The sequence below is a fragment of the Flavobacterium sp. Leaf359 genome, from assembly GCF_001423985.1.
Lineage (GTDB): Bacteria > Bacteroidota > Bacteroidia > Flavobacteriales > Flavobacteriaceae > Flavobacterium > Flavobacterium lindanitolerans.
In genome coordinates this window covers 48,182-67,595 of record NZ_LMPW01000015.1, presented here as the reverse complement: position 1 = coordinate 67,595, position 19,414 = coordinate 48,182, and the positions used below count along the sequence as shown (strand labels likewise).

General features: G+C 36.5%; 17 protein-coding genes. 7 read left to right on the top strand and 10 right to left on the bottom strand.

Annotation, left to right across the window (positions count from 1 at the left end; all coding sequences use genetic code 11):
* Positions 1-172 precede the first annotated feature (172 nt).
* A complete protein-coding gene (locus tag ASG38_RS15585; protein ID WP_056073199.1) occupies positions 173-502 on the top strand; it encodes a multidrug efflux SMR transporter in 330 nt (109 codons plus the stop codon).
* A 31-nt stretch (positions 503-533) separates the two neighbouring features.
* Here ASG38_RS15585 and ASG38_RS15580 read toward each other — a convergent pair whose 3' ends face one another.
* A complete protein-coding gene (locus ASG38_RS15580; RefSeq protein WP_056073197.1) occupies positions 534-1,262 on the bottom strand; it encodes a siderophore-interacting protein in 729 nt (242 codons plus the stop codon).
* Positions 1,263-1,378: 116 nt separating this feature from the next.
* On the opposite strand from ASG38_RS15580, the gene ASG38_RS15575 reads away from it, so the two are divergent.
* Entirely contained in the window at positions 1,379-2,377 is a 999-nt protein-coding gene (locus ASG38_RS15575) for an AraC family transcriptional regulator (protein ID WP_056073194.1), read from the top strand.
* Positions 2,378-2,426: 49 nt separating this feature from the next.
* On the opposite strand, the gene ASG38_RS15570 is transcribed toward ASG38_RS15575, so the two are convergent.
* The 5 genes from ASG38_RS15570 to ASG38_RS15545 all read right to left on the bottom strand — a co-directional run bounded on the left by ASG38_RS15570 (position 2,427) and on the right by ASG38_RS15545 (position 6,006).
* Positions 2,427-2,609 (bottom strand): CAL67264 family membrane protein, encoded by a 183-nt coding sequence (locus ASG38_RS15570; RefSeq protein WP_056073191.1) that lies wholly within the window; start codon positions 2,607-2,609, stop codon positions 2,427-2,429.
* Between the two features lie 162 nt (positions 2,610-2,771).
* Positions 2,772-3,881, bottom strand: coding sequence for a GyrI-like domain-containing protein (locus tag ASG38_RS18160; RefSeq protein ID WP_200937046.1), 1,110 nt, complete (start codon positions 3,879-3,881; stop codon positions 2,772-2,774).
* Positions 3,882-3,886: 5 nt separating this feature from the next.
* Entirely contained in the window at positions 3,887-4,453 is a 567-nt protein-coding gene (locus ASG38_RS15555; RefSeq protein ID WP_056073187.1) for a YdcF family protein, read from the bottom strand.
* Positions 4,454-4,494: 41 nt separating this feature from the next.
* Positions 4,495-5,001: a hypothetical protein gene (locus tag ASG38_RS15550; protein WP_056073184.1), complete on the bottom strand. Its 507-nt coding sequence runs from the start codon at positions 4,999-5,001 to the stop codon at positions 4,495-4,497.
* 351 nt (positions 5,002-5,352) lie between these two features.
* A complete protein-coding gene (locus ASG38_RS15545; protein ID WP_056073183.1) occupies positions 5,353-6,006 on the bottom strand; it encodes a hypothetical protein in 654 nt (217 codons plus the stop codon).
* A gap of 1,073 nt (positions 6,007-7,079) precedes the next feature.
* Between ASG38_RS15545 and ASG38_RS15540 the strand changes: the two genes are divergently transcribed.
* On the top strand, positions 7,080-12,233 hold the full coding sequence (locus ASG38_RS15540; RefSeq protein ID WP_082482240.1) for a GEVED domain-containing protein: 5,154 nt from the start codon (positions 7,080-7,082) through the stop codon (positions 12,231-12,233).
* Positions 12,234-12,476: 243 nt separating this feature from the next.
* Here ASG38_RS15540 and holA read toward each other — a convergent pair whose 3' ends face one another.
* The 3 genes from holA to ASG38_RS15525 all read right to left on the bottom strand — a co-directional run bounded on the left by holA (position 12,477) and on the right by ASG38_RS15525 (position 15,050).
* The gene (gene holA, locus ASG38_RS15535) at positions 12,477-13,481 is read right to left on the bottom strand and encodes a DNA polymerase III subunit delta (RefSeq protein WP_056073178.1); all 1,005 of its coding nucleotides are present in this window, start codon (positions 13,479-13,481) and stop codon (positions 12,477-12,479) included.
* A 223-nt stretch (positions 13,482-13,704) separates the two neighbouring features.
* Complete coding sequence (locus ASG38_RS15530; protein ID WP_056073175.1) at positions 13,705-14,109, bottom strand: hypothetical protein; 405 nt, start codon at positions 14,107-14,109, stop codon at positions 13,705-13,707.
* 116 nt (positions 14,110-14,225) lie between these two features.
* Positions 14,226-15,050, bottom strand: a complete 825-nt coding sequence (locus ASG38_RS15525; RefSeq protein ID WP_056073172.1) for a helix-turn-helix domain-containing protein — start codon at positions 15,048-15,050, stop codon at positions 14,226-14,228.
* A gap of 258 nt (positions 15,051-15,308) precedes the next feature.
* Between ASG38_RS15525 and ASG38_RS15520 the strand changes: the two genes are divergently transcribed.
* The 4 genes from ASG38_RS15520 (at position 15,309) to ASG38_RS15505 (ending at position 18,465) form a co-directional block, all read left to right on the top strand.
* The gene (locus ASG38_RS15520; RefSeq protein WP_056073168.1) at positions 15,309-16,067 is read left to right on the top strand and encodes a phosphatase PAP2 family protein; all 759 of its coding nucleotides are present in this window, start codon (positions 15,309-15,311) and stop codon (positions 16,065-16,067) included.
* 25 nt (positions 16,068-16,092) lie between these two features.
* A complete protein-coding gene (locus ASG38_RS15515; protein ID WP_056073165.1) occupies positions 16,093-16,536 on the top strand; it encodes a type I restriction enzyme HsdR N-terminal domain-containing protein in 444 nt (147 codons plus the stop codon).
* An 18-nt stretch (positions 16,537-16,554) separates the two neighbouring features.
* Positions 16,555-17,550 (top strand): glycosyltransferase family 2 protein, encoded by a 996-nt coding sequence (locus ASG38_RS15510; RefSeq protein WP_056073763.1) that lies wholly within the window; start codon positions 16,555-16,557, stop codon positions 17,548-17,550.
* Between the two features lie 75 nt (positions 17,551-17,625).
* Complete coding sequence (locus ASG38_RS15505; protein WP_056073162.1) at positions 17,626-18,465, top strand: OmpA family protein; 840 nt, start codon at positions 17,626-17,628, stop codon at positions 18,463-18,465.
* A gap of 213 nt (positions 18,466-18,678) precedes the next feature.
* Here the strand turns inward: ASG38_RS15505 and ASG38_RS15500 are convergent, their stop codons facing one another.
* Positions 18,679-19,299: an L-threonylcarbamoyladenylate synthase gene (locus ASG38_RS15500; RefSeq protein WP_056073159.1), complete on the bottom strand. Its 621-nt coding sequence runs from the start codon at positions 19,297-19,299 to the stop codon at positions 18,679-18,681.
* Positions 19,300-19,414: the final 115 nt, after the last annotated feature.

Here is a 19,414-nt window from a genome sequence, read left to right as displayed (position 1 = left end):
AACTTATTTTAATAATTTCTCTTTTACTTAAAAGCACAAAAACTTAGTAACTCAGTATCTTAGAAACTCAGAACCTAACACCACAGCTACCTCTGTCACTTTTTATCATTTGTAAAAAATATTTTCATCCTAAGAACCGACCTTTGCATGGAATTTTTAAAGAAAAAAGTTTATGAACTGGATTATATTAATCATTGCCGGATTGTTTGAAGTTGCTTTTACCTTTTGTTTAGGTAAAGCTAAAGAAGCCACAGGCAATGAAGCTTATGCATGGTATGGTGGTTTTCTTGTTGCGTGTATTATTAGTATGTCGCTATTGATTAAAGCCACACAAAATCTTCCACTTGGAACGGCCTATGCTGTATGGACAGGTATTGGGGCCGTAGGAACCGTATTGCTTGGAATATTTGTTTTTAAAGACCCTGCCAATTTCTGGAGAATCTTTTTTATTGTAACATTGATTGCTTCCATTGTAGGACTGAAAGCCGTTTCAGCTCATTAATAAACAATATCTGAAATACATTAGCGGGCTGTTACAGCCCGCTTTTTCCATCTGCCCAATAGGGTTCTGTTTTTATCTTTTTACTACTGATTCCTTTTGACAACAAAAACTTTCGGAATGCCTGAATTGATTTTGTCCGTCCTGTCAGATAAAAAACCGTATCTACTGCTGTTAGCCAAAAATCTTCTTCCCATTCCTTTACAATGTCGATAACAGGCTGAGCGGGAAATTCTGATGATTTGCCTACAATTTTTACGGAGCTGCCCAATCTTTCTGCCCAATCGTGATGCGATTCATCAAGTTCTGCAAAACCAAAGAAAAATTCGCCTCTGCGTTCCGCTTCTTCTTCCATGCATTTCATCCAGCCTAAGGAAGTTTCATCGCCAAATAAAAAATGGTTTACCCGGTTTTCAGAGTAATAAAGTTTTCCACCCGGACCCAACAACTTTGCCCTATCCCCCATTTTTAATCCTTCTGCCCAGTTGCTTCCCGGTCCCAGGCCGTGCAGATAGAATACAATTTCACAAAATCCTGTTTTGGCATCAAAAGCAGATAGCGTATAATGGCGATATTCCGTATCATTAACCCGTACTTTAACTACATTGCCCGGCATAAATTTTATCTTTCTGAAATCGCCTTCAAAACGCACTCTTTTTAATTTTTCATCTAAATATTCTACATTGGTTATAACTGTTTCATACATGAATCGCTGATACACAACTTCCATGGTATCTCCCAGCCATTTTGGTACTTTTGTCATTTTTGATTTTTATTTGTTTAGATTGATTCTAAATAATTATCTTTGTACAAATGTCTGCTATTCTTGCCTATTTTAGTTACGCAAGACGGATGTTGTTTTACGCAAAACGGATTAGGATGAGAATTACCATAAATGATAGCGATTTGGATGAAATTATTTTTGAAAAAGATTTTCATGCAGCTTATGACGGGTTAACAGATATTGTGGAACAGGAAACCCAACTGTTTGATAACAAGATTGGGTATACTGATATTTCAGAAATATGGTTTGATGGTGTACATACGTTACGTCGGCGTTCGCAATTGAATCAGGAAGTTTGTTTGGTTGCCAAAAGTGACCTCTCTGTATTTGAGATGCATTTTTCTTTGACAGGAAGCGCCGAAGTAGAATCGCTCAATTCCAAATTTGATTATTCATTCGGACCTCAACAGCATAATTTCTTTTATTCCAGTAATTTTGAAGGAAAGTTTAGGGGCGGCAAACAGGAAAAACCCAACGAGGTTTTTGAAATCCATTTTACAGAAAACTATTTCAACCGTTTTGTTGATTCTGAAAGCAAGACTATTGATAAGTTTCTGAAACAAATTGACAAACAGGAAATCAGTAATTGCCTGAGTCCGCACCATATGCCCATAACAGCGCAGATGAATCTTATCCTTTCGCAAATCAACCAATGCCAACGGAAAGGTGTCTTAAAGCGATTGTACTTGGAATCAAAAATCCTAGAACTCTTCATGCTTCAGATTGAACAGTTTGAAAGCATACAATTGACCCCAACTTCCGAAAAACTAAAAAAAGAAGATGTAGAAAAGATTTACTATGCCAAAAAATTGTTGGAACAGAACATATCAGAACCTTATTCACTTTTAGAGCTCGCCCATAAAGTGGGTCTTAATGATTTTAAACTCAAAAAAGGTTTTAAAATACTTTTTGGTACCACTGTGTTTGGCTACTTACATGAAATTAGGATGCAACAGTCAAAACGCATGTTGCTGGAAGAAAATAAACCGGTTAAGGAAGTAGCGGCCTACTGCGGCTATCAGTATGTACAGCATTTTACGACTGCCTTTAAAAACAAGTTTGGTATTACACCGGGCAAACTTGTGCATTCATAAAAAAATCCGCTAAAAAGCGGATTTTTTATCGATAACTCGCGTATGTTTTTTATACACGCCCTTTCAGCGAACTGAAAACCCATGCAATGGCAAAAAAGCCTATTCCTACTGCCCCAAAACCCCAACCGGCTACATCGTCATAACGAAAGATGCCTAAGCCAATTAGCAGCAGCCCCATCAGGACCATAACAAAGGTTGCCCAGCCCAGAATGGTGTTTTTATTCATTCCCATAAATATATTTGTTTGCTCTTTTTAAAAAGAAGTGAATTGCAAAGTTCGGTAAAATATTTGTTTTGCCGAAAGGAAAATGTTTTTTTGAGGTTCTGAGATGCTGAGGTTCTGAGGTGCTAAGGTTTTTCCTTAGGACCTTAGGACCTTTTTTCTTCTTTTCTCTTACTTCCTAGCAATTAACAGTAAATCGGTTACTGGAACTTTTTTAGGGCCGTCATATTTTTTGCGGCCTTCGTCAATGATAGTAAATCCGTTTGTCTGTAATGCTGTCAGTAAAAAATCTGCGGGATAATAGTGCATGTATATGGCATCGCCTGAACTTCCTTTTTCCCATCCTGATGTTTCATAGTTGTCTTCCATTGTGCTGATAAAAAGCAGGCCATCTTGTTCCAGCTTATGGTAGGCATCTGCAATGAGTTTTTGGGTTTCTTCTTTGGAAAGATAAGGCAGGCAAAAAGCACATACAATACCATCGTAGGTTTTGGAAACTTTATCCAAATCACGACAGTCCATTAACCGGAATGTTGCTGAGGGATTATTGGCTTTTGCCAATTCAATCATTTTGGGTGCCAGGTCGGTACCTAATATTTTAAAATCAGGACGTTTTCCGAGCAAATATTTGGTCACATTACCTGGTCCGCAAGCAATTTCCAGGATTGAGGCATTTGGTTTTGTAATATTGTCGCAAAACAGATTCAGCGAATCGGCATATAGCCCGACGTCCATAAATTTATCCTGATATCTATCGGCCAGCTTATCAAAAAGAGCTACGGCTATCTTTGTTTTATCAGTTACCTTTGGTTTTATGGGTATCCAGATTTCTTCCTCTGATTCCGGGTCGCCGTGTTTGTATTTGTCGCCTAACAATTCGAAATGTTCTCTGCTATCAAGTACATAATCTGAATTGGGAAGCCAGGTGTTAAAAATATATCCAAATACTTCTGCTCCGGTTTCGGGTCCGCCTTTATGTGTAAAAACGGCATATTCTCCACCTTCTAAGGTATAACTTTCCATACCATCAGGAATACTTTCAAAACTATCTACGGCTATGGCTGCCCATTTCGTAAATTTCTTATCTAGTCTAAAATTTTCAAAATAGGCGGCATCATAGATTTGCATGGAAAACAAATCAGTATTCAGGTTATTTGTTATTTCCTTACGTCTGGGCATAAAAGCATTCCAAAGTGCAAAGGTTTGGTTATTCGCCAGCGACATTTCCTTATGTATTCCAACAAGGCATGTCATGGGAAGTGTTTTTATTATTGGCTCCATCATACTTATTTTAATCGGTCGTAATAATAAGCAAAAAATTCCCGGAATAGCGAATAAAAATCCCTGTATTCGGAATAATCAGGGCTTACACTGCTTACATTTTCAAAACCTTCTTTCCTAAACAGCATTTTGGTTCTTGTCACGTGAAAATATTGGGAAACCACAATAACACTGTTGTAATGCAAACTATCTCTCATTTGAAGTGTATTTGCCACTGTAGCTGTAGTATTATTGCCTTTATTATCTGCAATAATCAAAGAATCCGGTATTCCTTTTCCTATCAGATACTCTTTCATTTTGTCACCTTCCAAAAAGCCTTCTTTTCCAAGTCCACCGCTAACAATAATCTTTTTTATGCGTCCATCTTTGTATAGCTTTAAACCGCATTCCATTCGTTTTTCCAACCGTTCAGACAAAGTACCATCTGTATTTACAGTTGTTCCTAAAATTACTGCGATATCAGCTGATTTCCCTTCGTCTTTATTTCCATCAATGATAGTGTAGATGATGTGTATGCTGAACCATAAAAAAAGAAGAATACTTAAAAATTTTATTATTTTTTTATAGTTCATGAAGTATATCAAATTATGAATAACTTATCCTTTCAGTTAGCTTATTTTTCATTCTTACTTTCATTTAAAAATCCCTCAAGAGCATTTAAATAATCCGTTTCAATATCAATTATCCTTATAGAGTTAAATTCAAAATTTTCTTCTCCTAAAAATATGCCTTTTGTACTCAACTTATTTATTCTAAATGATTTTTCATTTATTTTAGTAATTACTCCAATAATACAATATTCACTACTTTCAAATTCAAATGCAACTAATTTTGAAGTATTTAAAAAGCTTGAAAGTAAACTTTGATAACTTTCAAGTAGTAAATCGGAAAAGGAATCGGATATTTTCTCATGATACCTCATCTTAATTATCTTATAATCAATCACTTCTTTAGATACTTCTACTACTTTCTTTATATATTTTTTATTAATAAAAGAATATCCGTCTAATACATAATCTACAAGATTATGATTCACTAAAACCCATTGATTTCCTTCTTTTATTTTAACACCTGTAATCAACTTTGGTCTTCTGCTAATTTTTATGTCTATCAGTTCCATAATATATTTAAATTATTTATAATGTCTTCTCCCGTATTCCTTTTTTCCTCCTGTATGCAGTTGCTGATTCAGCAATAATACCTAATGTCCAATCTGTTACAGTTGCTAATAATTTTGTGCTATTATATAAAAGGTTAGCCCTATGAAAAGAATGGTAAAAACCAAATAGGCTATTAAGCAAATATTTCCTTTTATTACTGCAGAATCTGCTTCATCTTCATAACGTTCAATTATTTGCTTGTATCTTTTTATATAAAAAAGTAAATGATAGAATAACTAAAACCTGTAAAAAATAAAATCTACAATTCTCATTTATGTTTTTTAATGATTTATTAGGGCTGATTGTTCATATTAATCTAAAAAGAGATTACCTGTTTTTAAAATTCCTAAAAAATATTTTATATTAAAATATTTTTGATCATACATATCATCTTTAATAACATTATTAAAAAACTCCAGGTTGCTTTCATCGTGTTCAATCAGCTCTTTTACAAAAACCAAATAATCGGGTTTATGGGTGATTCTAAATAGAATTAAGCTTGCCAGTAATTGTTCGTTTTGATGATAAACTTCATTATCTCTTATATAAATCAAATTATCTATTATGGAGTCTATATATAAAAATTTAATATTTTCACTTAGGTAATGAAGGGATGCTAAAACTAAAAAATTATTATCTTCTACTTCAATAATTAAAAATTTTAGAATTCTTTTATAATTTATGTCTAAACCAAAATCTGTTGCAAAATAGATTAAATCAGACAAAAATTCTTTGTTTTCATGTTCTAAATTTGAATTAATAAAATTTTCAATATATAGTAATTCTTTTTCATGGAAATGAGCATACTCTGTTAAGAAAGACTCTACTAGCTCTTTATTTTTTAAATTTAAAATAAAGCTTATATCGTCTAGTGAAAGATATAGTCTATCTTTACATATCTGCAATATAATTTTATGGGCTTCAATAAAATTTAGATTTTCAATATCTTTTAATTTATCATTCATTTTTATCTCTGGTTATTTATATTTTATTATCCTATGCAGACAAATATTCCACTGCTAAAGCATTTCGTAAGAAATAAAGTGCAAAAATAGAAGAATACTTAATGAGTTTTGATGTTACTATAGGTTTAAAAACACCTATACACGAATTATTTACTATTTTTTATAAACTACCGTAAAACCTTGCATCCTTTCTCTATCTAAGAGAACAAAGTGCAAACATACGTCAAGCTCCAGAATACATTTATCGAATCATATCAATCAAATTCTCATTCATAACTGTCATATACTTTTTTCGTATTGCCATATCTATAACAAAAAACAATCTTTGGCTTGTTATAATCAACTTATGAAAATGCATTAAATACTAAATACTAATTTTTTTTTTTAATAAGTGCCTCTGCAAGTTTCTTCATAAACTTTAGGTTTAGTTAATACAAAATAAAGCCCGGAGGCACTTTAAAAAACGTTCGATTGAAAATTCACAGTTATATATAATTACACACAGAATAGAATGAAGAATAAAAGAATATTAAGGTAAGAACAGCTGCTTGCGTAATTTTTTTCAGATTAGTTTATTTTGATTAACAGCAATTATAACTTATAAAAAATGAAGAGCAGCTTTCTTTAACTACTATAAAGTGCTTCCCTGCTTTTTTCATGGTTTAGTTTTATGAATACGGGAAGTACTTTTTAAATAATTACGACCAAACACTTTGGAAGATAAAGACCTCTTATAATCAACAACGGGATTTACCATACGGGGGTATAGATTTAAATTTCGTTAGTTGGAGTCAAAATTATAAGAGTTCGGCTAAGATGTTAAGGTTGCTCTCCGAACATTTTTCATAAAAAGATTTTAATCATCATAGTTTATAAATGGAAAATTATTGCGTTATACAGAGTCAAAAAAATTGGAGAGCGCCTTACTTTTTAGCATAAGACTCAATGAAAAAGAAAAATACGCCATACGGATATGAGCCACATCATTCCGTTATGGCTTTTATATATACTAAAAATTTCAACAATATAGCGCTGTGATAGCGCCTGTTTAACTTTAATCAAATATACTTAGAATGAAAAATTTTACCCAATCCCATCGGAAGAAATTCCGAACCAAGCAATGGCTCACATTGCTGTATTGTATGGGCATGGGCATTTTTCTGTATGCCTACTCAGGACCAGAAATGCTACAGCCTCAAAAAACAACTGCTACAGCAGGTACACTAGCCTATTGTACACCAGCAGGAACAGGAACCAGCTACTTTATTAAGGACTTTACCACTACGGGAGGTTTTCTTAACATTATAAACACTAACTCCGGAATAGGAAGCGGAGGTTATTCAAATGCTACTACAAAAATTGTACGTCAGTCAGCCGGAGGTTCATTTGACTTTTCGGCAGTCTATAGCTCAGGAACTTATGGTTTAGCCATATGGATTGATTGGAATGGTAATACAACTTTTGAAGCTTCAGAAAGAATTTTTAATACAACGTCATACGGATCTTCTGCTACAGGAACAATTACAATTCCTGCAGGTACTGCCAATGGCAGCTACCGTATGAGAGTCCTGGCTGACTTCAACAAGTCGAATCCGGACAATCCATGCGGTTTTAATTCAGGAAACGGAGAAGCAGAAGATTATACCTTAGAAGTTGGAGACCCGCCAACATGTATGCCACCAACAGCTCTTGGTGCCGGAAACGTTACATTTAATTCAGCTCAACTTTCATGGATGAGTGAAGGATTCCTATTCGATGTAGAATACGGTCCTTCAGGTTTTGCATTAGGTAGCGGTACACTTGCTTCATCTGTGGCAAATCCGTATACTCCTGGCGAACTTACAGCAAATACGATGTATCAGTTTTATGTACGTACTGATTGTGGAGGCGGCGATAAAAGCATATGGTCTGGCCCATACAGCTTTTACACAGGCTATTGTCTTCCGGTTGCTACCTCTACAAGTTACTTTATAAAAGATTTTATAACAACAGGTGGAATAAGCAATATCAACAATACTAATTCCGGTATTGGAGCAGGCGGTTATACCAACAATTCTGGCAACGCTTCTATGAAAGTAAGTTACTTCGAAGGTGGCTCAGTCAACTTCAGTGCAGTTTACAGTGGTGGTTCCGGTTTTGCTATTTGGGTAGACTGGAACAATAACATGTCATTTGACACTGATGAAAGAGTATTCAATACTACGGCATATGGTTCTTCGTCTACAGGAAGTATTGCCGTTCCTGCCGGAACTCCTGTGGGTAACTACAGAATGAGAATCCGCATGGATTATAATAACAACAACCCTTCTGATGCCTGCGGATTCAACTCAGGTAACGGAGAAGCAGAAGATTATACTTTTGAAGTAATACCAACACCATCTTGCTTGCCTCCAACAGACCTTGGAGCAGGAAATGTGACCTTTACATCGGCACAATTTTCCTGGTTGGGCGACGGAACTGTATTTGACGTAGAATATGGGCCTGCAGGATTTGCCAGAGGTACAGGAATTATGGCTTCTTCTGTTGGAAACCCATATGATGTTACAGCACTGACTCCTGAATCTTCCTACGAATACTATGTGCGTAAAAGTTGCGGGGCAGATAACAAAAGTGCGTGGGCAGGACCTTTCCGCTTCTATACAGGCTACTGTGTTCCGGCTGCAACATCTACAAACTATTTAATAAAAGATTTTACTACTACGGGTGCTATCACCAATATCAATAACGTAAATTCAGGTATTGGAACTGGTGGTTATTCAAACCATACTACAATGAAGGTAAGACACTACGAAACCGGAGTTGTTAACTTTAGCGCAGCTTATAGCGGCAGTTCAGGTTTTGCAATGTGGATTGACTGGAACAAAAACATGGCTTTTGATGCCGATGAAAGAGTATATAATACGACTTCCTATGGCTCATCTTCAACAGGAAGCTTTACTATTCCTGCCGGAACGCCTGTTGGTGAATACCGTTTGAGAATCCGTATGGATTATAATAATAGTAATCCTTCAAATGCATGTTCATTTAACTCCGGAAATGGAGAAGCAGAAGACTATACTCTTGAAGTAGTTACACCTCCAACATGTATGCCTCCAACAGAATTAGGAGCTGGAAATATAGTATATACAACAGCACAATTTTCATGGATGAGCGAAGGAACCGTATTTGACATTGAATATGGACCTGCAGGTTTCACGCAAGGAACCGGAACTATCGTTTCTTCTGTTGCTAATCCATACAATGCTACAGGATTAACACCAGATACTGCATACCACTACTATGTGCGCAGAGATTGCGGTGCGGGCGATAAGAGTCCATGGGCCGGACCTTTCCGTTTCTTTACCGGACCATGTAAGCCTGTGGCAAATACGACAAGTTATTTTGTAAAGAACTTTACAACAACTGGCGGCTTTATAAACATCAACAATCTGAATACAGGTTTTGGTACCGGAGGTTACTCCAACTATACAGCCATGAAAGTACAACAATTTACAGGCGGAACTGTAAACTTTAGCGCTGCATACAGCAGCGGTTCCGGATTTTCAATCTGGATTGACTGGAACAACAACATGACCTTTGAAGCTTCGGAAAAAGTATTCAACACTACAGCCTATGGTTCAGCTGCTACCGGAACTATTACTGTTCCTGCTGGCACACCTCTGGGCAACTACAGAATGAGAATAATGATGGATAACAATACAAGTAATCCAAACAACCCTTGTGAATTTGTTGAATATGAAGATTGGGATTGGGGTGATGTATACTATAGCGGTGAGGCAGAAGACTATACTTTTGAAGTAACTACTCCTCCAAGCTGTATGCCTCCAACAGAATTGGGTGCCGGAAATATGACTTTTACAACGGCACAGCTTTCCTGGATGGGTGAAGGAACCGTATTTGATGTGGAATATGGTCCTACAGGTTTCACGCAAGGAACAGGAACACTAATGTCTTCTGTAGGAAATCCTTATGATGCTACAGGATTAACATCAGATACTAATTATCAATACTATGTGCGTAGAGATTGTGGTTCCGGAGATAAGAGTCCATGGGCTGGACCATTTAGTTTCAGAACCGGATACTGTCTTCCTGCTGCTACATCTACTTCTTACTTTATCAGAGATTTCTCTACTACAGAAGGATATGTAAACATTAGCAATACAGGTACTGCAATAGGAACCGGAGGTTATTCCAACTTCTCAACCTTAAAAGTACAGCAATCTGAAGGCAGAACAATCAATTTTAGCGCAGCATACAGCGGTGGTTCCGGTTTTGCTATATGGGTAGACTGGAACAAAAACATGGCTTTTGATGCTGACGAAAGAGTATTCAATACTACAGCGTATGGTGCATCATCTACAGGAACCATTACTGTTCCAGCTGGAACTCCAATAGGAAGCTACAGAATGAGAATCCGTATGGACTACAACAACAGCAGTCCTTCAGACGCTTGTGGATTTAATTCAGGAAATGGAGAAGCAGAAGATTATACACTTGAAGTAATTGCTGTGCCATCTTGTATACCTCCAACAAATCTGAACATTGCAAGTATGACTCCAACAACGGCACTTCTTGCCTGGACGAGCGACGGAACATTGTTTGATGTTGAATACGGACCAAATGGATTTACACAAGGCACAGGAACTACACGTACCGGTGTAACAAGCCCATACAGTGTTACAGATTTAACTGCAGATACTGCTTACCAGTTCTATGTGCGCAAAGACTGTGGTTCTGGAGACAAGAGCCTATGGGCTGGACCATTCCGTTTCACAACGGCATATTGTAGGCCAACCGCTACCTCAACAAGCTACTATATTAATAGCTTTACCACTACCGGTGGTGCGACAAACATCAGCAATACAAATACAAGTATAGGAACAGGCGGTTATTCCAACCACACTACTATGAAAGTACAACAATATGAAGGTGCTTCTGTAGATTTCAGTGCGGCATACAGCAGTGGTTCCGGTTTTGCCATCTGGATTGACTGGAACAACAACATGACTTTTGAAGCTTCTGAAAGAGTATTCAACACTACAGCTTATGGTGCTGCTGCTACTGGAACTATTACCGTTCCGGCATTGACGCCTGTAGGAAACTACAGAATGAGAATCCGTATGGATTATAATAACAGTAACCCAACTGATGCCTGTTCGTTTAATTCAGGAAATGGTGAAGCAGAAGATTATACTTTTGAAGTTATCACTCCACCATCCTGCCCTGCTCCAACAGGAGGAATTGCAGGAAGCCTGACAACTGCAACAGCACAATTATCATGGACAAGTTCTGGAACTTTGTTCGACATTGAGTACGGGCCAAGAGGATTTACACTAGGAACAGGAACTACGGTTTCTGGAGTAGCTAACTCACATACGATTTCAGGACTTTCTGCTAATACCGCTTACCAATTCTATGTGCGCAGAGATTGTGGTTCCGGAGATAAGAGTACCTGGGGAGGACCATTTGCTTTTAGAACAACGTGTGGAACACAAACAGTTCCTTATTTAATTGATTTTGAAGATGCAACCACACCGGGATTACCGGCATGTACCTCAAGCCAGAATGCCGGAACTGGGAACAATTGGAAGACAGACAATATTACCAGAGGTGGATTCAATTCTAAAGTATTGAACTATAGCTATAATTCTTCAAATCCGGCTAATGCGTGGTTCTATACTAACGGAATACAATTGGAAGCAGGAACAAACTATACGTTGAAATTCCAATATGCTAACAGTGGTAATACAACTTATGTAGAAAGTGTGAAAGTTAACATCGGAACTGCTGCAGATTTTAATGCGATGGCAAGGAATTTAGCTGATTATCCGTCTATTGTAAACGACTCTCAGTTAGAATCGTCTACTACTTTTACAGTAGAAGCCAGCGGTATATATTATATCGGTTTCAATGCTTATTCAATCACAGACAGGGCTCAGATTTATATAGATAACATCTCTGTTGATGTGGCTTTATCTAATCCTGATTTTGATGCGACATCCTTTAAGGCATATCCAAACCCGGTTAAAAATATCCTGAATCTGTCTTATGACAAAAACATCAGCGATGTTGCCGTATTCAACCTTATCGGACAGCAAGTGATGACAAGAACAATAAACAATGACAAAGGACAAATTGATATGTCTGGTCTGCCAGCCGGTACTTATATGGTTAAAGTAACTGCTGATAATGCCGTGAAGACTATCAAGATAATCAAACAAGATTAATAATTGGATTAAGTTTAGGTTTCTTTTAAATCGGGCATATAGCAGATAGAGATAGAAATAGGGCTTCTTGTTCTATATATGCCCAAATTATTAAGATCGCGGTGGTAGTAGATCTTAATGTCCAGAAGCACTCCAGGTTTCCTGGAGTGTTTTTTTATTAAGAGGTAATATTTTTCCTAATGAGTAAAAAAAATGCGCACTTTAAAAAAGTACGCATCAATTATAAATTGGTAATTTCTTCTTTTAACTGAATATCTTTGCCAGCATTTCTTTCATCAAATCACCGGGCGGTAACCCATTGGCTCCAACTCCCTTACTTTTAACATCAATATCCCGAAGAGAAGCCACAATATGGCTCACTTTTTTCATTGGGTAATTCTTAATAGCCACATCATATTCCTTCACAAAAAAAGGGTTAATACCTAAAGCAGAAGCAACGCTTTTTGGGCTGCGATCTTTCAAACCATGGTATTTGAGCAATTGGACAAAAAAACCAAAAGTCTGGCCTACTGTTAACACTAATGGGTTGTCTTTCGGATTGTCTGCAAAATATTGTGCTATCTGATAGGCTTTTTTTACGTTACGCTCGCCAATCGCCTTACGGAGTTCAAATACATTAAAATCTTTGCTGAAACCAATATTTTCTTCAATCACTTCCGGTGTTATGGTGCTACCTTGTGGTAAAATAATAGCTAATTTATCCAATTCATTGGCTATTTTACTTAAGTCTGTACCTAAAAAATCAACCAACATTGCCGCGGCTTTAGGCTCAATATTTAATTTTTTTCCGGCCAACACCCGCTTTAGCCAGTCGCCTACCTGATTTTCATACAGTTTCTTGCTTTCATATACAAGACCGGTCTTATCTAAAAACTTGGTCAGTTTCTTTCTTTTGTCTAGCGTTTTATATTTATAGGCAATGACCAGCACCGTCGTGGGCATCGGATTTTCAGCATAACTTTCCAGCTTGTCAATGCTTCGCGAAAGTTCTTGTGCTTCCCTTACGATGACTACTTGCCGCTCTGCCATCATAGGATAACGTTTTGCCGTAGAAACTATATCGTCAACAGACACGTCCCTTCCATACAGCACGGTCTGGTTAAAACCTTTCTCATCTTCAGAAAGAAGGTTTGCTTCCATATATTCCGTAAGCTTATCGATATAATAAGGCTCCTCGCCCATCAGGAAATAAATTGGCTTGATGTTTCCTGCCTTAATATCATTGACAATTTTTAAAACCTCATCCACTGCTTTTATATTTGGTATTTATCAAAAACCAAAAATAAGGCTTTAATAGCAGAACTATCAAAAAAAATACAAAAGCTCACATTATTTGTATTTGAGTTTTTTTTGGAATTAGACCTATTCTCAAATCCTTTTAATGATTATATAAAAAAAGAACTTATTGCCAAAACAGCAATAAGTCCCAAATCCATGACAGTGTAGGTGGCTGCCAGTTAAAACGATGATATTATCTGAGGTTGTGGTGAGTGCGAACGGACAAAATTGTGCCCGTTCCCACTTCTTCCTTTTTTAAAACACCATCTATAAATATCTGTAATTTTAATGTTGAAGCATCATTTACTCCTACTGCGTTAGCGGTAAAATTCGCTACACTTGCATTTTCAGGCAGAACGATTTCCTGACTTGTCCAGGAAGTTTCACTTATTCCTGACACCGAAGTCATTTCATCATCATATCCGTAAAGAATGTGATGGATGGTTGAGCCCGAAGTTTCGGCCTTCAAAATCATTTTATGTACCGATGCATTTGGTACATTATCTGACCCTCCATCATCCTTGGAACATGCTGTAAAAGCAAGCGATATCATGGTCAAAATAAACAAACTAGTAATTTTCTTTTTCCTTGTTTTCATAGTTACAGTAATGATTTTAATCGTTAAAGATTTATTTCAGATTATCTCTGGGTTAAAACAAAAATCTTTTTCAAAATTAAAATCAGAAATGCGAACAGAATTGTATCAGAACGACATCAGGCCAATTCTTCAATATAAATAAAGGAGGCGCTTTCAGAACCCAGGCTGGATTGCTTGACAAATTCATAAGGAGAAAGGCCGGAAAATAATTTAAAATCTTTTATAAAATGAGACTGATCTGAATACTCAAGATCATAGGCCAATTGGGTAAGGCTCCCATAATCTGTCAAAGACAGAGCCGGTAATGACTTTTCAAATTTTGCAACCCTGGCAAATTTTCGGGCAGACACACCCACATTTTGTTTGAACCTGCGTTGCAGCTGCCGTTCAGAAATCTGATAGTGAGAAGCAATTGTTGCCAGATTTTTTTCATTATCTAAACGATCTGCCCAATTTCCAAGGAAAAGATGGTGAATAACCACATCTCCTTTTGCTTTCGATATTCTTTTATAAAAATATTCGCTGAGTATCGAAACTCTTTCAAGATGATTTTTAGCCTTTAATAATAAACCCGGAATTTCAGTCTTGTCCAGAAGCTGGATATCAGGCGTCTGATTGGTCAGTTCAGCAGCATTTATACCAAAAAGGAAATGTAAAGCATGGGGTTGGAAACTTATTCCAAAATGAGAAAAATGACTCTCCCAATAAGCATCGGTAGGCTGAGTATCTACGCCACTCAAATAACATATGGGCTTTATAGTGCCTTGGGCATCTTTGATAGGCGAAAATGAACAAATATCCTGAAAAACAAGTCGTGGATAACGGTCAGCAAAAGAACGGATATGCAAAGCTTCTGTAGCCGATGTGCAAACATCATAACTCCAGAAATAACGTATCCAGTTTTTAAGGGCCGGATGTACGGGATATTGCTTATAATTCATAGTCCTGAATCCTCATTGCTTACAAATTGGCAGAATACAATTAATACATCAATGCTTCAATATTCTTCTGAATATTGCTTATTTATTACATTCTACATCCTATTTCAATGCCAAATGTACAAATATTTAAGATTTAAAAATAGCAGGCAAAAAAGTTCATAAATCCAATCCTTAAGATTTGATTAAAGTAGTCATAGGCTCTCAATTAAAATTCTCCTGTTACGTTAAATCTGAAAGTAACCTTCATAATCTTAAATTATGTCTAAAAAAATCGTGCTATTATGTATTGTCTGCAATGCAATAGCGACTTATGCCCAACAAAACGCAACAGATTCTATCCCGGTCTTAAAACCAGACAGCCTGAAATTTAACTACAAATCCTTAATTATACCGGGGGCCCTGATAGGATATGGTGTTATTGGACTGGAAAGCGACTGGCTCAAAGGATTCAACTCTGAAATCAAAGAAGAGGTTAATGAAGACATTGATAAAAAAATAACCATAGATGACTTTACGCAATATGCTCCTTTTGTATCTGTGTATGGTTTAAATGCTTTAGGAATCAAAGGAAAACACAACTTCAAAGACCGTTCTATTATTTTAGGCACATCTTATCTGCTAATGAGTGGAACAGTATTAAGCCTCAAAGGCATCACCAAGGTTGAAAGGCCAGATGGAAGTTCCAACAATTCTTTTCCTTCCGGACATACGGCTACTGCCTTTGCCGGTGCTGAATTTTTATGGCAGGAATATAAAGATGTCTCCATATGGTATGGTATTACAGGTTATGCGATAGCTACAGGAACCGGGCTATTCCGTATTTACAACGATCGTCACTGGCTTACTGATGTTGCTGCCGGAGCCGGAATAGGAATCCTCAGTACCAAAGTAGCCTATTGGCTGCATCCTTACATCAAAAGAACATTTTTTGGAGAAAAGGAAACCAAATCCACAGTAATGATGGCTCCATTCTATAATGGAAAACAGTTGGGATGTGGATTCGTAATGAATTTTTAAACCAGAATTTTGTTACTTTGCATTCATGCAGCAACTCAATTTCAACTCCTATGATTTTCGGTTTAGGAATACAGAAGGACGGATTTCCATATTTGACGAAATCCGAAAAAAGTTTATTATCCTGACACCGGAAGAATGGGTTCGTCAAAACGTAGTACAATACCTGCTGCAGGAAAAAAAATATCCGAAATCGTATATTAACGTAGAAAAGGTCATCAAAATTAACGGACTTGTAAAACGTTATGACGTAGTAGTCTTCCAACCCAATGGCAAATTATTTCTGTTAGTAGAATGCAAATCAACAGATATTGTCATAAACCAAACCACCTTCGACCAGATTGCCCGTTATAATATGGTACTGGAGTCCGAATATTTAATGGTAACAAATGGACTCAATCATTATTTTTGCCAGATGGATTATCAAAACGAAAAATATAATTTTCTAAAAGAACTTCCTGCTTTCAATTAGATGAAGCAAACAACAGTCATGAAAAAAACAGCAATCGTCATACTCAACTGGAACGGAAAAAAACTGCTTGAGGAATTTCTGCCTTCCGTTGTGCGATTCTCTTCCGAGGCCACTATTTATGTAGCTGATAATGCCTCATCAGACGATTCTGTTACTTTTATAAAAAATACTTTCCCGTCTGTCAAAATTATTCAAAATACAGACAACTTTGGTTTTGCCAAAGGTTACAATCAGGCACTCCGATTTGTAGAAGAAGAATATTATGCCCTGGTGAATTCTGATATTGAAGTAACTGAAAATTGGCTGACACCTGTAATCGATTTGTTTGACAGTGAACCCGAAACAGCTATCATCCAGCCCAAAATATTAGACTACAAAAACAAGCAAATGTTTGAATATGCAGGGGCCGGTGGCGGATTTATTGACAAATACGGTTTCCCTTTTTGCAGAGGAAGAATATTCCAGACATTGGAAAAAGATAGGGGTCAATACAATGATACTATTGATATCTTTTGGGCTTCCGGTGCCTGCTTTTTTATACGTAAAGAAATCTACAGAAACTTAGATGGCTTTGATGAAGACTTTTTTGCCCATCAGGAAGAAATTGATCTTTGCTGGCGTGCTTTCAATCAAAATCTAAAAGTAAAATATTGTGGAAAATCTACAGTATATCATGTGGGCGGTGCGACTTTAAAAGATTCAAATCCGCATAAAACATTTCTTAATTTCCGCAATTCGCTTTGGATGATGCTCAAAAATCTGCCAAAAAATAAGCTCTTCCCTGTCCTTTTCCTACGGCTTGCACAAGATGGGCTTGCCGGAGTTAAATTTATGACGGAAGGTAAGTTCTCCCATCTTTGGGCAATCCTCAAAGCTCATTTTTATTTTTATTTAAAACTTTTCCGATTCTTAAACAAAAGAGAATCAAAACAATACGACAATTACTACAAAATCAAAAGCATCACCTACCACTATTTTGTCAAAAAAGGCAAGGTTTTTGAAAACAAATTTTAACAATAGTTTATACTTGTTAAACTTGAAACCCTATTTTTAATCCTTAAATTTGTTAAAATTTTAAAACCGAAACCTATGAAAAAAGTCATTTTTATACTTTCGATTGCAGCATTCACGCTGACTTCGTGTGGTTCAAAAAAGAAGATTGCTGAATTAGAAGCTAAAAACAAAGAAATTCAAGATTTACTAAACACTGCCACAGTAAAATTGAATACCTGTTTGACAGAGAGAGACGCATTGGCGCATCAAATCGATTTCCTGAAAAAGAACAATTCTGATTTGATCAACAATATGGGTAACCTGACTACCTTGTCTTCAAAAGGAGCTGAAAATCTTGAAAAATCATTGGAGAGCCTGAAAGAAAAAGACTTAAAAATTACACGTCTTCAGGATGCCCTAACGAAAAAAGACTCTGTAACATTGGCTTTGGTAACCAGCTTAAAGAGTTCTGTTGGTATCAGCGATCCGGACATTCAGGTTAACGTTGAAAAAGGAGTGGTTTTCATCTCTATTGCAGACAAGCTTCTTTTCAAAAGCGGTAGCTATGTTGTAAGTGACAGAGCTAAAGAAGTATTGGCTAAAGTAGCTAAAGTAGTAAACAGCAAGCCTGATTTTGAATGTATGGTTGAAGGACATACTGATAATGTTCCTTATAAATCAAACGGAGTTTTGCTTGATAACTGGGATTTGAGCGTAAAACGTTCTACATCAATCATCCGTGTATTACAGGAATTGAACGTAAACCCAAAACAATTGATTGCTGCGGGAAGAAGCGAATACATTCCATTAGTTGATAATAATTCAGCTGAAAACAGATCAATCAACAGAAGAACCAGAATTGTGGTATTGCCAAAAATCGACCAGTTCTATGATATGATCGAAAAAGAAATGAAAAATATGACGGCAAAACAATAAGCCATCAGAATAAAGAGTAAATGAAAAAGCAGGCTTTTGGGCCTGCTTTTTATGTATCCCTAATTTTTTTTATTAATAACCAATTAAATATTTAAATTAAGAATAGCATATGGTATAAATCGTTATCACTAGTAGGATTCTTATTAATTGGTACTGCTAATTTAGCAATTATTTATCGCAACAGCCAAAATTTTACGAAAAAACCCACACAGATTATAAAATATCTATACTTCCTTTCCCTTCTCTGACTACTACAGGTTCGCTTCCGGATAAATCGATTATGGTAGAAGCCTGATTATCGCCATAACCTCCGTCTATTACTACGTCCACAATATTTTGCCATTTCTCAAAAATCAATTCCGGATCGGTGGTATATTCTATTACATCATCATCATCATGAATAGATGTAGATACAATCGGGTTTCCTAACTGTTTTACAATTTCAAGCGCTATCGAATTATCAGGCACACGAATACCTACTGTATTCTTTTTCTTGAATTCCTTTGGAAGATTGTTATTTCCCGGAAGAATAAAAGTATACGGTCCCGGTAATGCCCTTTTCAATAATTTAAATGTAGAAGTATCAATCTGTTTCACATAATCAGAAAGGTTGCTCAAATCATGGCAGACAAATGAGAAATTAGCCTTTTCCAGTTTGATACCTTTGATTTTGGCAATGCGTTCCAATGCTTTCGTATTGGTAATGTCACATCCGAGTCCGTAAACCGTATCCGTTGGATAAATCACCAATCCTCCATCCCGAAGTACTTTGACCACTTTCGCGATTTCTTTTTCATTCGGATTTTGAGGGTATATTTTAATAAACTGAGCCATATGCTGTCATTTTATATTTAAAGTTAGTGATTTTGGGAACTTAAATACTTTGCGAGAAACTATTTCACGTAAAGCCGCAAGGACACAAAGCTTATCTTTGAAATAGTTCGTATCA